Genomic DNA, 13,554 nt, shown 5'->3' on the forward strand with positions numbered 1-13,554 from the left:
TCCAGAAGATGCCCAACGACAAGGAGCTCCGCCTCGTCCTCGCCGCGCAGCTCGCCGACGTCGGCCAGGCCGACCAGGGCATCGCCGACGCCAAGGCCCTGCTCAAGGGCACGCCCGACGACCGCGTCGTCTACCTCGCCCTCGGCCAGATCTACTCCCGCCTCCGCCGCTGGTCCGACGCCGAAGCTTCCCTCGACCAGGCCGAGAAGCTCTCCGATTCGCCCGACGAGAAGCGCGAGATCCTCTTCCTCCGCGCCAGCTACTTCGAGCGCCAGAAGAAGTACGACGCCGCCGAAGACCTCTTCAAGCGCCTGCTCGCCGCCGATCCCGGCAATCCCACCGTGCTCAACTACCTCGGCTACATGCTCGCCGACCGCGGCGTCCGCCTGGAAGAAGCCCTCGGCTACGTGAAGAAGGCCGTCGAGGTCGACCCCCACAACGGCGCCTTCCTCGACTCGCTCGGCTGGGCTTACTTCAAGCTCGGCAACTACGAGCTCGCCGAAGAGAACCTGCGCAAGGCCGCCGACAAGTCGCGCGACGACGCCACCATCCTCGAGCACCTGGGCGACCTCTACCAGAAGACCGGCCGGCTCAAGCTCGCCGCCGCGCAGTGGGAGCGCGCCCTCGACTCCTTGAACAAGACCATCGCGGTGGAGGTCGAGCCCGCCGACCTCGCGCGCGTCCAGAAAAAGCTCGAGTCCGCCAAGGTCCGCCTCGCCCAGCAGCAGCCGTCCCCGCGCAAACCGCAGTAAGAGTCTTTTGTTCAGGTGGGCGCCGGCGACCCGCCGGCGCTTTTGTTTGCTCGCGAGGATGGCTAGAATCCTCAGGATGCTGCGCAAGCTCCTGATCGCCCTGGTCCTGCTGCTGGTCGCGTTCGCGGCCGTCGCGTACTGGGCGCTCTACGTGAACTATCCCAAGCCGCAGATCGCCTCCAACGCCGGCAAGCCCGTCCCCGACTTCACCCTTCCCGACCAGGACGGCAAGCCGCTCACGCTCTCCGCGCTGCGTGGCCAGCCCGTGGTCCTCATCTTCTACCGCGGTTACTGGTGACCCTTCTGCATGATGCAGCTCCGCAGGTTCGCGGAGCACAAAGCCGAGTTCGACCAGCTCCACGCCCAGATCGTAGCCATCAGCGTCGACGACCAGGAACACGCCAAGCTCGTCTACGACAAGCAGGTCAACGGCAGGTTCCCCATCCTCAGCGACACCACTCTCGCCACCATTCGCCAGTACGGCTTGTTCCACGAGAAAGGCAATCGCGGGCAGGACATCGCCATTCGCGCCACCCTCGTGCTCGATAAGGACGGCATCGAGCGCTGGCGCTACCCGGCCACCTCCGTCCCCGACATTCCCAGCCCCGAAGCAGTCCTGGCCGAGCTGCGCAAGCTGAAGTAAGCAAAATTACAAATCGCAAATCGCAAATCACAAATCTACAATCTCTCCATGCCCGCGCCCTACGCCGTGCGCGTCGAGGACTCCCGCGGCCGCCGCTTCCCCGAGCCGCCGCATCCCTACCGCAACGACTTCCAGCGCGACCGCGACCGCGTCATCCACTCCCGCGCCTTCCGCCGCCAGCAGAACAAGACCCAGGTCTTCACCCGCCGCTACTCCGACCACTTCCGCAACCGCCTCACCCACACCCTCGAGGTCTCGCAGATCTCCCGCACCATCGCCGCCCAGCTCGGCCTGAACACCGACCTGGTCGAGGCCCTCGCGCTCGTCCACGACGTCGGCCATCCCCCCTTCGGACACGCCGGCGAGAAGTCGCTCGACCAGGCCATGCGCGCGCACGGCGACTCCTTCGACCACAACCTCCACGCCCTTCGCATCGTCGAGGACTTCGAGCTGCGCTACGCCGACTTCCGCGGTCTCAACCTCACCTTCGAGGTCCGCGAGGGCATCGTCAAGCACTCCCACGACTACGACGCCGCCACCTACCCCCAGCTCGCCGAGTACCTGCTCGACCAGCGCCCGCCTCTCGAAGCCCAGCTCATCGACCTCACCGACGAGATCGGCTACAACACCGCCGACCTCGACGACGCCTTCGAAGCCCGCCTCCTCGCCGTCCCGCAGATCCGCTCCGGCGTCCCGCTGTTCGAGGCCTTCTACCGCGACGTCGAGCGCCGCTACCCCCAGGCCATCGAGAAGCTCAAGTTCAACGAGGCGGTCAAGGGCATGCTGAACCTGATGGTGACGGACTTGATCGAGAACACCCGCCGCCGCATCGCCGCCGCCAAAGTCCGCTCCCTCGACGACGTCCGCCGCCACCCCGAGCGCCTCGCCGCCTTCAGCCCCGAGGTCGAGCAGCAGCGCCGCCAGTGCAAGGAGTTCCTCTACGCCAACGTCTACATGAGCCCGGGACTCAGGCCGGAAAAGGACCGCGCCGAGCGCGTCATCACCGAGCTCTTCCAGCACTTCATCGCGCACCCCGAGACCCTCCCCGCCGCCTACCAGGAATACGCGCGCGCCCAGGCGCTGCCCCGCGTCGTCTGCGACTACGTCGCCGGCATGACCGATAACTACATCTTCGAGCAGCACGCCAAACTCCTCGGCGGCCGCTCGAAACCCTGATCCCACCGGTAGGCGCCGGCGACTCGCCGGCGCTCGCGCGCGCGTCTCCCCCGCGCTCCTCGAAACGTGACCGCTTCCAAGACCGAAGATGCCGCCCTGCTACACACCAGCCCCGCAACGCGGGGCGGCACTTGTCTGAGCCCACCGCGGCAGCGGTGGGTAAGGCGGCTCGAAAAAGAGCCGAGTCCCTTTAGGGACGGCACCCCTCAAGCGAGGACGTGAGTCCGAGCGTCTAACCCTCTTCCCGGTACAGCCACGCCCCGAAGATCACGCTCGCCATCATGAACAGCAGCTGCTGCAGCGTGAACTTGATCATCAGCGAGAACGAGAAGATCCCCATGAACGCCTGCCCCATCTGCGGCATCAGGTCGCCGATCACCCAGAGCGCGAACGCCACCCGCGCCGCCGTCCGCGGCCCCGCGCCGAACCGCGGACGCACCGCCGCGTACAGGCAGATCCCGACGATCCCGATCACGAACCCCCACGCCAGGAAGAAGGCGTAACCCGCCATGCTCGGCTGCGTGTGCCGGATCGCGTTCAGCTCGGCCTCATATTGCGCGCCCACGATGAAACGCGAGACCGTCAGCTCCAGCACGTCGTACAGCAGCCCCGCCGCCAGCCCGCCCAACAGCGCCCGCTTCCAGTTGATGCCGTGCGTCATGCCCCACCTCGCTGGCCGCGATTCTAGCCGCTACTTCGTCCCCAGCACGAACTTGTTGCCGTCCGGATCCGCGAACGTCGTGTACGTCCCCCACGGCTCCTTCTTCGGCGGATGCGCGAACGTCACCCCGCGCCCCACCAGTTCCGCATACGTCTTCTCCACGTTGTCGGCCCAGAACACGAGGTTCTGCTGCTTGCCGATCCACTCCCGGTGCTCCTCCATCGTGAACAGCACCACCATCGTGTCGGCGCCGGGGATCTTGAGCTCGATCCAGCGCTGCCCCGGCCCCATCGCCTGGTCCGTCTGCACCTGGAAGCCGAGTTTCTGCGTGTAGAACTCCAGCGCTTGGTCCTGGTCCCGGACGGGAATGCTCGCGAACTTGATGCCTTTGATCATCGCCTGCTCCTGCGAGTGTTTTGTACCGCATCCCGAGCCTAGCCCGGCGCAAGGGCCTCTGCGGCGCAAAGATTCATTGTCGTATATTTATGACTATAGTTATAATCGACCAATGGCGCTGCTGCTCGACCCGTACGTCTTCAACGTCCTGATGCGCGACCTCACCGGGCACGACCGCCGCCCCGCGGCCTTCATCGTGTATCTCGCGTTGTGGTGGAAATCGGCGCACGACGAGGACATGCAGCTCAGCCTCCAGCAGCTCGCCGACGCCACCGGCTTGTCGAAGTCCGCGGTCCAGGCCTCCGTCCGCCTGCTCACCCGCCGCCGCCTCCTGCGCGCCGACCGCGACCTCCCTACCTCGGTCCCGCGCTACTCCCTGCTCCGCCCCTGGGCGCGCTAAGAACGCGTTCGTCCATAACGCCGTCATTCCGAGCGAAGCGCGAGTCGAGGAACCACGCCGCGGCCCTTGTCTTTCTCAGCGCCCTCGGCTGTCTCTGCGCTCTCTGCGTTTCAGGCTTTTGGTATGTCGAGGGGTAGGCGCCGGCGACCCGCCGGCGCGCTAATCGCTAATCGCTGATCGCTAGACGCCGCCTCATGACGCCGCCCGCATCGACTGCTCCGCCACCAGCGCCGCGCGGAAGTACTCCAGCGAGCGCTTCAGCCCGTCGCCCAGGCACACCGACGGCTCCCACCCCAGCAGCGCGCGCGCCTTGCTGATGTCCGGGCAGCGCTGCCGCGGATCGTCTTCCGGCAGCGCCTCGTACCGCAGCCGCGAGCGCGACCGCGTCACCAGCAGCACCAGCTGCGCGCAGTCCAGCACCGTGAACTCTTCCGGGTTCCCCAGGTTCACCGGCAGGTGGTCGTCACCCCGCGCCAGCCGCAGCAGCCCTTCCACCAGGTCGGACACGTAGCAGAACGACCGCGTCTGCGAGCCGTCGCCATACACCGTCAGGTCCTCGCCGCGCAGCGCCTGCTTCATGAAGTTCGGGATCACGCGCCCGTCGTTCAGCTGCATGCGCGGGCCGTAGGTGTTGAAGATGCGCGCGATGCGCGTGTCCACCTTGCGGTACCGCCACCACGCCATCGTCGTCGCCTCGGCGAAGCGCTTGGCCTCGTCGTAGACCGAGCGCGGCCCCACCGGGTTCACGTTCCCCCAGTACGTCTCGCGCTGCGGGTGCTCCCGCGGGTCGCCGTAGCACTCCGAGGTCGAGGCCAGCAGGAACTTCGCGCCGTGTTGCCGCGCGCACTCGAGCGCCCGCCAGGTCCCCTGCGACCCGGCCGCCAGCGTCTCGAGTGCGTGCTGCATGTAGTCGACCGGGCTTGCCGGCGACGCCAGGTGGAACACGTAGTCGACGGCGCCCAGGTCGAATGGCTGGACGACGTCGTGTTCCACGAATTCGAATCGCGGCTCGTTCCGCAGCTGCGCGAGGTTGGTCGCGCTTCCCGTCAACAGGTTGTCGAGCGCGATCACGCGATGTCCCTCGGCCACCAGCGCGTCGCACAGGTGCGAGCCCAGGAACCCCGCTCCTCCGGTGACGAGCGCGCGCATCAGCTTGCCTTCCTCATCTTCAGCACGCGCGGCTCCCGCGGCGCGCTCTGTGGACGCCCCACGCTCGAGTAGTAGAAACCTTCTTCCGCCATGCGCGCCGGGTCGAACAGGTTGCGCCCATCGACCACCACCGGGTAGCGCAGCGCCTGCCGCAGCCGCCCGAGGTCGAGCGCCGCGAACTCCTCCCAATCCGTCAGGACCAGCAGCGCGTCGGCGTCCTCGGCCGCCTCGTAGGCGTCCTCCGCGCACGCGATGCGCTCCCCGAACACCTCCTGCGCCCGCGCCATCGCCGCCGGGTCGTACGCCGTCACGCTCGCGCCCTCCGCCAGCAGCCGCTCCACCACCCCCAGCGCCGGCGATTCCCGGATGTCGTCGGTCCCGCCCTTGAACGCCAGGCCCAGCACCGCCAGCCGCTTGCCCTTGATCGTCCACACCGCTTCCCGCACGCGCTCCAGGAACCGCTCGCGCTGCTCGTCGTTGATGCGCTGCACTTCTTCGAGCAGCCGGAAGTCGCAACCCTGCTCCTCCGCCACCGCGCGGAACGCCGCCAGGTCTTTCGCGAAGCACGCGCCCCCGTACCCGATCCCCGGCCGCAGGAACGCCGGCCCGATGCGCGCATCCGACCCCAGCCCTTCCCGCACCTCGTCCACGCTCGTTTCCACCGCGTCGCACACGTTCGCCACCGCGTTGATGAACGAGATGCGCAGCGCCAGGTACGCATTCGCCGCCTGCTTGATCAGCTCCGCGCTCCGCCGCGAGGTCTCCAGCAGCGGCGGCGGGATGCGCGCACGGTCGGGCGCCGGGATCGCGTCGGCCCGCGCGTAATATCCGCCCGAAGTCAGCGGCGCGTACACCGCGCGCAGCGCCTGGCGCGCCCGCTCGCTCTCCGCCCCCACCACGATGCGGTCGGGAAACAGGAAGTCGCACACCGCCGAGCCTTCTCGCAGGAACTCCGGGTTCGCCACCACGTCGAAGCGCTCCCGCGGCGCCCCGCTCACCGCCAGCACCTCTGCCAGCCACTCCGCCGTGAACACCGGCACGGTGCTCTTCTCGACGATGACCTTGTATCCGCCGCCGCTCGCGATGCCCCGCGCGATCGCGCGCGCCGCCTGCTCGAGGTTGGTCAGGTCGGTCTTCCCGTCCGCGCCCGTCGGCGTCGACACCGTCAGGAACACGACCTCGCTCTCCGCCACCGCGCCTGCCAGGTCCGCGCGGAACACCAGCCGGTTGCCGCGGTAGTCCTTGAGGAGTTCGGGAAGGAATTCTTCGTGGATGGGGCACTCGCCGCGCTCCAGCGCCGCGAGTTTTTGCGCGTCGTTGTCGACGCAGAGGACCTGGTGTTCCAGCTCGGCGAAGCAGCCCGCGGCCACCAGCCCAACGTATCCTGAACCGACGATCGCGATCTTCATCCTGGCTTGCGGACCTGACTCGCTCGGCTACACGAAGTTTCCGACGCTTGCGGCAGGCAGCAGAGACACTCCCGCCGAAGCTAGTTCGATGCCGGAAAGCGGAAAGGTGGATGTAACCCGCCCTTTCCCGAGGTAGGCGCCGCCGACCCGCCGGCGCGCTAATCGCTGACCGCTAATCGCGAACCACGCGGAGACCCGCCGGCGCGAGAAACTCCGCTATTTCGCGCCCGCGACCTCGGTCACCACGTCGTACAGCACGCGGTACCCGCGCCGCACCTGCTCCACCCGGATGCGCTCGTTGTCGCCGTGCTCGGTGTCGCTCTCTTCCTCCCGCACCGCGTACGGCGAGAATCCGAAGCAGGTGATGCCCAGCTCCCGATACCGCTGGTTCTCCGTGTATCCGCTCGAGAGCTTCGGCAGCACCGGCGCCCCCGGAAAATACTCCTTCGACGCCTTCTCGATCGCGCGGAACAGGTCGTTGTCGAAGCCCGAGCTGTTCGCGATGCGGAACGTCTCCGACTCCGGCTCCACCGTCACCTCCGGATCGGCCACCACCTTCCGGATCGCCGCCAGGAACTCCTCCGGCTTCTCGCCCGGCAGCAGCCGCACGTCGAGGTGCGCGGTCGCCACGCTGGGGATCACGTTCGTCTGGTGCGACCCTTCCATCTGCGTCAGCGTCACCGTGTTGCGGAACAGGTAGTTCAGCCCGTCCTGCCGCTCCAGCCACCCGCGAAACTTGCGGTCGCGAAGCGCTTTCTTCACCTCGCGGAACTGCGCCGCGCGCTCCTTCGGCTGGTCGTCGGCCGCGCGCCGCATGAACTCCTCCACCACCGGGATCGCCTTCATCGGCGTCTCCCAGTCGAGCACCCGGTTCAGCGCCCGCACCAGCCGGTTCGGCGCGCTCATCGCGATCGGCCGCGACCCGTGCCCCGGACGCCCGTGCGCCGTCAGCACCAGCCAGTACGGCGACTTCTCCGCCACGTCCAGCCCCACGTACTTCACCCGGCCCCGCTCTTCCAGGTTCTCGCCGCCCTCGGTGATCAGGAACTCGGCGTTGCCCAGCAGGTCTTTGCGCTTCTGGATCACCCAGTCGCTGCCGATGCCGTCCACTTCCTCGTCCGCCGTCGCCAGGAAGATGACGTCGCGGTCCAGCGCCACCTTCTCCCGCTTCAGCATCACCATCACCACCAGTTGCGCCAGGCCCTCGCTCTTCATGTCCTGCGCCCCGCGCCCATACAGCGACCCCTCGTCCAGCGCGCCCGAGAACGGCGGATGCTTCCACCGCTCCGCCACGCTCGTCACCACGTCGGTGTGGTTCAGCAGGATGAGCGGCCGTTTCTTCGCCGCCGCCGTCGCCGGCACACGCGCCCACAGGTTCGCGCGCCCCGGCGCGATCTCGAACACCTGGTTCTCGATCCCCTCCGCGTCCAGGATCTTCTTGAAGAACTCCGCCGCCCGCGCCTCGTTTCCCGGCGGGTTCGACGTGTCCACCTGCAGGTATTCCTGCATCCAGCGCTGCGCCAGGTCGGAGTAGCGGTTCAGCTTTTCGGGTGTGAGCTTCGCGGACGCGAATTGCTGCGTCGCCGCGGGCAGACAGAGCAAGAGAAGAACGACAAGGATCTTGCGCATGGCAGGAAAAAGATTGTAGCAGCCCGCTTATGGCTTATCGCTTATTGCTCCGCTGTCAGCCGGTCGCCCAGTCCCAGCAGGTCGTGGTCGCTGGTGAGCGGCTCGCTCTGTAGCAGCAGCCCGAACTCCACCTTGCTCCCGCAGCGGCGGCAGGTCGGCAGCACCGTTCCCGCCGGGATGAACACGCTGTGCGGCAGCCGGTGCGCGTGGTGATAGACGCGATACACGCCGCTGACTTCCACGGTATCGCCGGGTCGAAGCCGGTCGTTCGGGACGACGTACATTACTTCCCCCAGGTGGTTCGTTCTGCCGGGGTTTGGAAGGACTGCGCCGAGCAGGCCAAGGATTGTATCGCGTTTCGAGATTCCGTGGGGAGGGTGGGAGTCAGGCAGCGTCTTTGCCGGCCGCGGAGGCGCCGTTCGCGAAGTCGTAATCGCCCTCGACCTCCGGACCCGCCATCAGCAGCGCGAACTCCACGTCGTCGCCGCAGCGCTGGCACTCGGGCAGCCTCGTCCCGGACGGCACAAAGACGTTATGCGGCATGCGGTGCGCTCGGTGGTACGCCCGGTAGATGCCCGATTGTTCGACGATCACGCCTGCGCGCAGGCGCCCCGGATCAGGTACGAAATGACGCATGACTTGGTCTAACCGCACGAAGGACACCTTCGGCTGCTTCGATGGATGCCGCCGCGTCGCACCCGTGTTGTCTCCGGCGCGAAAAGCAACTTAGTACCTTCGAGGGAGCATCGAATCCCTCCGAACAGGCTCGCGAAAAACGAGCCCTGCGCCCGCAGGTCGAGGGGATCGCGCGTGGCGTAACCCGCTCCCTCGGAGCGGACCCCGTAGCAAAATGCAATCGAGTCGACCGGTGTTGTCAGAAACTAGCCATCAGGCCGTCGCCTATTTATGCGACGCCGGCGGGAACGTCCGCCGCAAGCTGCGCGACCACCTCGGCTGCCCCGAGCTCTCCGCCGGCGAGCCTCTCTCCGCGCTCGTCCTCAACGGCGGCGCCGAACGCCTCGCCGAGATGCTCGCCGCCGTCCGCCGCTCCGGCGGCGCCTTCGACTGGGAGCTCAGCGTCTCCGTCCAGGGCCGGCCGGAGACCCTGCACTTCGCCGCCGCCGCCGACGGCGACGACGTCCTCGTCATCGGCGGACGCACCCGCTACGAAACCGTGCGCCTGTTCGAGCAGCTCGCCGGCCGCGAATCCGCGCGCACCGAAGCCCTCCGCCAGGCCATCCGCCAGGAAGCCGCCCGCCGCCGCGAGTGGGCCGGCCGCGCCACCGAGTTCTTCGCCGAGATCTCCCGCCTCACCCAGGAGCTCGCCGAGACCCATAAGGAACTTGCGCACAAGGATTCCCTGCTCGAAGTCGGCTCCCAGGCCCTCGCCGAGAGCGAGAACCAGTTCCGCACCGTCTTCGAGTACGCCGGCGACACCATCGTCGTCCTCAACGACGAAGGCCGCTTCCTGCGCGCCAATCCTGCCGCCGAGCGCATCTTCGGCCTGCCGCCCGCGCAGCTCACCGGCAAGACCATCTCTGAGTTCATCGAACTCGGCCCCGTCGCCCGCCGCATCGGCATCGTCTTTCGCAAGGCCGAGCGCCGCGAGGGCCAGTTCGCCCTCCGCGATGTCCGCGGCCGCGTCGTCCACGTCGAGTACACCGCCACTCCCGACTTCATCCCCGGCCGCCACCTCATGATCCTGCGCGACGTCAGCCAGCGCAAGCGCCACGAGGCCGAGATCCACGAGCTCAACCAGAGCCTCGAGCGCCGCGTCGCCGAGCGCACCCGCCAGCTCGAGCAGATCAACCGCGAGCTCGAGGCCTTCTCCTACTCCGTCTCCCACGACCTCCGCGCGCCCTTCCGCCACATGATGGGTTACGCCGAGCTCCTGCTCAAGCGCCTCGACGCCGCCGACGAGACCACCCGCCACTACGCCGCTTCCATCGCCGAAGCCGGCCAGCACGCCGGCCAGCTCGTCGACAACCTCCTCGACTTCTCCCACACCGCGCGCCACCAGCTCCAGCGCGTCGCCGTCGACACCCCGCAGCTCGTCGAAGACGTCCGCCTCGAAGTCACCTCCGCCGATGCCAAGGGCCGCCGCGTCTACTGGCGCGTCTCCGAGCTCCCCTCGCTCTACGCCGACGAGGCCATGCTCCGCCAGGTCTTCCGCAACCTCTTCTCCAACGCCCTCAAGTTCACCCGCTCTCGCGACGACGCCGTCATCGAGGTCGGCTGCCACGACGACGCCGACGAGGTCATCGTCTTCGTCCGCGACAACGGCGTCGGCTTCGACATGCACTACGTCGACAAGCTTTTTGGTGTCTTCCAGCGCCTCCACAAGGTGGAGGAGTTCGAAGGCACCGGCATCGGTCTCGCCAACGTGCGCCGCATCGTCCAGCGCCATGGCGGCCGCGCCTGGGCCACCGGGGCTCCCAACCGCGGAGCCACCATCTACTTCTCGATCCCCAAGCGGATCGAAGACAAGGAGCAGTCCGCTTAACCGTATGCCCGACCTCAAACCTATCCTGCTGGTAGAGGACAGCCCCCAGGACATCGAGCTCACCCTCGCCGCTCTCGAGGAGAACCACCTCGCCAACGAGGTCATCGTCGTCCGCGACGGCGAAGAAGCCATCGCCTACCTCTTCCGCGAGGGCATCTTCAAGCTCCGCGCCGAGGGCAATCCCGCCGTCGTCCTGCTCGATCTCAAGCTGCCCAAGGTCGACGGCCTCCAGGTGCTCGAGCGCGTCAAGAAGAGCGAGGAGCTCCGCACCATCCCCATCGTCGTCCTCACCTCCTCGCGCGAGGAGCAGGACCTGGTCCAGAGCTACAAGCTGGGCGTCAACGCCTACGTCGTCAAGCCGGTGGACTTCGCCGAATTCGTCGAAGCCATCCAGGAGCTCGGCCTCTTCTGGGCGGTCATCAACCAGCCGCCCCCCGGCTCCGTCGCCCGCGAGCGCGAGAAGCGCCCCGCGGTCATCGCCGTCCGCAAAAGCTCCTGACGCAGCGCTGGCCCGGAGCGCTGGCCCGCAGCGCTGGCCTCCAGGCCGGCAGGGCTGGCGGCGTCCCCGCCGCCCTCGCCCCTGCCTCTCTCAGCGCCCTCGTCTGTCTCTGTGCTCTCTGCGTTTCAAGCTTTGCTCTTGTCTGTGTGGAGGCGGGCGACGCCCGCCATCGCGCTCAAAATGATCGGGTAGGCGCCGGCGACCCGCCGGCGCTTTCGTTTTGCCCCGCGCTCCGTTCATGTCGCGCCCTCGACCTCGACTCGTTGTTTCCTCCGCCCCGCCGGGTCAAAAATTACCCACCGCCGCAATTCCTACCCGTCCAGAGCTCCTGCCGCCATCCCAACCCCCTTGCAAACAAAGCACTTATCCCCCATTTCCCCGGCCGGACTTTGGCAACCGACCTGTAATAGAGGAGGGCGAGCGCGTTTCATCTTTATGTCCCGTTGGGACCGCGCCACTGAAAGGTGAGCTTCTCCGGGCCCCCAGGCCCTCCGATGCTCCCCCGGTATCCGTTCTCGGAGGAACCCGCAATGAAGAAGACTTATCTCCTGGCCCTGGCAGCCGCCCTCGCTCTGCCGGCCGTGGCGCAGCAGAGCGTGCCGCAGGCCCCGCCCGCCAACAGCCAGACCACCCTTGCCCAGCAGGATTCGTCGTCGCAGCCCGCTGCGCCGGCTTCGCAGTCGGTCCACGACCAGCAGAACCTGCAGAGCACCGAAACCAAGCCCGCCACCACCACCAACGCCACCGGCCGCGAGCCGCTCAAGATCGAGACCCGCGAAGGCTTCTGGGGCAAGATCAATCCCTTCGCCCGCAAGAAGTGGACGCAGCGCCAGATCCAGCCTGTCCGCGACCGCGTCAACGAGCTCGATGAGCTCACCGCGCAGAATTCCAAGATGATCAAGGACGTCGACGCCCGCGCCACCGAAGGCATCCGCCTGGCGACCCTCAAGGCCACCGAGGCCGACCAGCACGCCGTCGACGCCGGCAACCGCGCCCAGCTCGCCCACCAGACCGCCACCCAGGCCAGCGCTCGCCTGCAGGTCGTCGAGGGCGCCGTCGAGAAGCTCGACCAGTACGAAGCGGCCAGCGAGATCGAGATCCGCTTCCGTCCCGGCCAGGGCGTCCTCAGCAAGCGCGCCAAGGACGCGCTCGATGACGTCGCCGAGTCCCTCAAGGACCAGAAGGGCTACATCGTCGAGGTCCAGGGCTTCTCCTCCGGCTCCGGCTCCGCCGCGGTCGAGAACTCCCGCCGCATGGCCGACGCCGTCGTCCGCTATCTCGTCATCAACCACGAGATCCCGGTCTACCGCGTCTTCACCGTCGGCATGGGCAACGCCAAGGTCACCGACTCCGATGGCAAGGTGCGCCGCACCCGCGGTGGCCGCGTCGAAGTCCACCTGCTGAAGAACGGCATCGCCGACCTCCAGCAGAGCGCCTCGATGGCCCAGCCCGCCCCTGCCAGCTCCAGCATCGGCCAGGGCGGCGTCTCCGGCTCCATGAACATGCAGAGCCAGCCTCAGCCGGCCCAGCAGCCGAAGGCGACCTCCTCCAACGAGCAGGAGCAGCCCAAGTAACTTCTCTACAACTTTTTCCACCTACCGGCCCTTTGCAGAGATGCAAAGGGCTTTTCTTTTTCCGCCGAAGTGGTAGATTGCCCAACATTCTTTTCGGCAGCGCAGTTTTGTTTTAAGGGAGAAAGTCTGATGGAGGCGATCTACTATTCCAGGATCACTTCCCCGGTCGGCCCGCTCATCGTCGGCTGCACCCGCCGCGGGCTCTTCTGTCTCGAGTTCGATTCGCCCGGCGCGCTCCTCTATCGCACGCGCAACAACGGCCACCTCTGGGCCTTCTCCGAAGAGAAGACCGCCGCCTACATCCGCGAGCTCCGCGAGTACTTCGAGGGCAGGCGCACCCGCTTCAGCTTCGAGCTCGACCTCCACGGCACCGAGTTCCAGAAGCGCTGCTGGAAGGCGCTCATGCGCATCCCCTACGGCAAGACCACGACCTACGCCGCCATCGCGAAAAAAGTCGGGCGCCCCAAGGCCAGCCGCGCCGTCGGCCAGGCCAATCACATGAACCCCATGGCCATCGTCGTTCCCTGCCACCGCGTCCTCCAGGCCGACGGCTCGCTCGGCGGCTACGGCGGCGGCCTCGACAAGAAACTCGCCCTCCTCCGCCTCGAAGGCGCCCTCGCGTAGCGCGTTCCTACACAAGTCGCCGCAGGCGACGTCACGTGTCTTAGCCCACCGCGGCAGCGGTGGGTCCTCGCGGACCCGAGAGCGATCCGAGTCGCCGCAGGCGACGCCCCGGGTCTTAGCCCACCGCGGCAGCGGGGGG

Annotated in this window: 15 protein-coding genes; 8 read left to right on the top strand and 7 right to left on the bottom strand. The window is 67.5% G+C overall.

What is annotated here, in order from left to right; all coding sequences use genetic code 11:
- The 3 genes from VLA96_05565 to VLA96_05575 all read left to right on the top strand — a co-directional run.
- Window positions 1-752, top strand: a 752-nt coding sequence (locus tag VLA96_05565) for a tetratricopeptide repeat protein (GenBank protein ID HSE48657.1), incomplete at its 5' end; no start/stop codon positions are given.
- 76 nt (window positions 753-828) lie between these two features.
- Entirely contained in the window at window positions 829-1,395 is a 567-nt protein-coding gene (locus VLA96_05570) for a peroxiredoxin (GenBank protein ID HSE48658.1), read from the top strand.
- Window positions 1,396-1,443: 48 nt separating this feature from the next.
- Window positions 1,444-2,571, top strand: a complete 1,128-nt coding sequence (locus VLA96_05575; protein HSE48659.1) for a deoxyguanosinetriphosphate triphosphohydrolase — start codon at window positions 1,444-1,446, stop codon at window positions 2,569-2,571.
- A gap of 232 nt (window positions 2,572-2,803) precedes the next feature.
- On the opposite strand, the gene VLA96_05580 is transcribed toward VLA96_05575, so the two are convergent.
- Both VLA96_05580 and VLA96_05585 read right to left on the bottom strand, forming a co-directional pair.
- Window positions 2,804-3,232 carry a hypothetical protein gene (locus VLA96_05580; protein ID HSE48660.1) on the bottom strand — a complete coding sequence of 143 codons (429 nt, stop codon included), beginning with the start codon at window positions 3,230-3,232 and terminating at the stop codon, window positions 2,804-2,806.
- Between the two features lie 30 nt (window positions 3,233-3,262).
- Window positions 3,263-3,628 (bottom strand): VOC family protein, encoded by a 366-nt coding sequence (locus VLA96_05585; GenBank protein HSE48661.1) that lies wholly within the window; start codon window positions 3,626-3,628, stop codon window positions 3,263-3,265.
- A 112-nt stretch (window positions 3,629-3,740) separates the two neighbouring features.
- Here VLA96_05585 and VLA96_05590 point away from each other — a divergent pair, with 112 nt between their 5' ends.
- Complete coding sequence (locus VLA96_05590; protein ID HSE48662.1) at window positions 3,741-4,028, top strand: helix-turn-helix domain-containing protein; 288 nt, start codon at window positions 3,741-3,743, stop codon at window positions 4,026-4,028.
- Between the two features lie 192 nt (window positions 4,029-4,220).
- On the opposite strand, the gene VLA96_05595 is transcribed toward VLA96_05590, so the two are convergent.
- The 5 genes from VLA96_05595 to VLA96_05615 all read right to left on the bottom strand — a co-directional run bounded on the left by VLA96_05595 (window position 4,221) and on the right by VLA96_05615 (window position 8,851).
- Window positions 4,221-5,177 (bottom strand): UDP-glucuronic acid decarboxylase family protein, encoded by a 957-nt coding sequence (locus VLA96_05595; protein HSE48663.1) that lies wholly within the window; start codon window positions 5,175-5,177, stop codon window positions 4,221-4,223.
- Window positions 5,177-6,586 carry a UDP-glucose/GDP-mannose dehydrogenase family protein gene (locus tag VLA96_05600; GenBank protein ID HSE48664.1) on the bottom strand — a complete coding sequence of 470 codons (1,410 nt, stop codon included), beginning with the start codon at window positions 6,584-6,586 and terminating at the stop codon, window positions 5,177-5,179. Before VLA96_05600 ends, VLA96_05595 begins: the two co-directional genes overlap by 1 nt.
- 216 nt (window positions 6,587-6,802) lie before the next feature.
- Window positions 6,803-8,215 (bottom strand): M20/M25/M40 family metallo-hydrolase, encoded by a 1,413-nt coding sequence (locus tag VLA96_05605; protein HSE48665.1) that lies wholly within the window; start codon window positions 8,213-8,215, stop codon window positions 6,803-6,805.
- A gap of 41 nt (window positions 8,216-8,256) precedes the next feature.
- Window positions 8,257-8,499, bottom strand: coding sequence for a hypothetical protein (locus VLA96_05610; GenBank protein ID HSE48666.1), 243 nt, complete (start codon window positions 8,497-8,499; stop codon window positions 8,257-8,259).
- Between the two features lie 100 nt (window positions 8,500-8,599).
- Window positions 8,600-8,851: a hypothetical protein gene (locus VLA96_05615; GenBank protein ID HSE48667.1), complete on the bottom strand. Its 252-nt coding sequence runs from the start codon at window positions 8,849-8,851 to the stop codon at window positions 8,600-8,602.
- A gap of 235 nt (window positions 8,852-9,086) precedes the next feature.
- Here VLA96_05615 and VLA96_05620 point away from each other — a divergent pair, with 235 nt between their 5' ends.
- The 4 genes from VLA96_05620 to VLA96_05635 all read left to right on the top strand — a co-directional run bounded on the left by VLA96_05620 (window position 9,087) and on the right by VLA96_05635 (window position 13,415).
- Window positions 9,087-10,718 (top strand): ATP-binding protein, encoded by a 1,632-nt coding sequence (locus VLA96_05620; GenBank protein ID HSE48668.1) that lies wholly within the window; start codon window positions 9,087-9,089, stop codon window positions 10,716-10,718.
- Between the two features lie 4 nt (window positions 10,719-10,722).
- The gene (locus tag VLA96_05625) at window positions 10,723-11,217 is read left to right on the top strand and encodes a response regulator (GenBank protein ID HSE48669.1); all 495 of its coding nucleotides are present in this window, start codon (window positions 10,723-10,725) and stop codon (window positions 11,215-11,217) included.
- Between the two features lie 530 nt (window positions 11,218-11,747).
- Window positions 11,748-12,791 (top strand): OmpA family protein, encoded by a 1,044-nt coding sequence (locus tag VLA96_05630; protein ID HSE48670.1) that lies wholly within the window; start codon window positions 11,748-11,750, stop codon window positions 12,789-12,791.
- Between the two features lie 129 nt (window positions 12,792-12,920).
- Window positions 12,921-13,415, top strand: coding sequence for a methylated-DNA--[protein]-cysteine S-methyltransferase (locus tag VLA96_05635; GenBank protein HSE48671.1), 495 nt, complete (start codon window positions 12,921-12,923; stop codon window positions 13,413-13,415).
- Window positions 13,416-13,554 lie beyond the last annotated feature (139 nt).

This window comes from Terriglobales bacterium (assembly GCA_035457425.1).
In the GTDB taxonomy this organism is placed as follows: Bacteria; Acidobacteriota; Terriglobia; order Terriglobales; family Acidobacteriaceae; genus JACPNR01.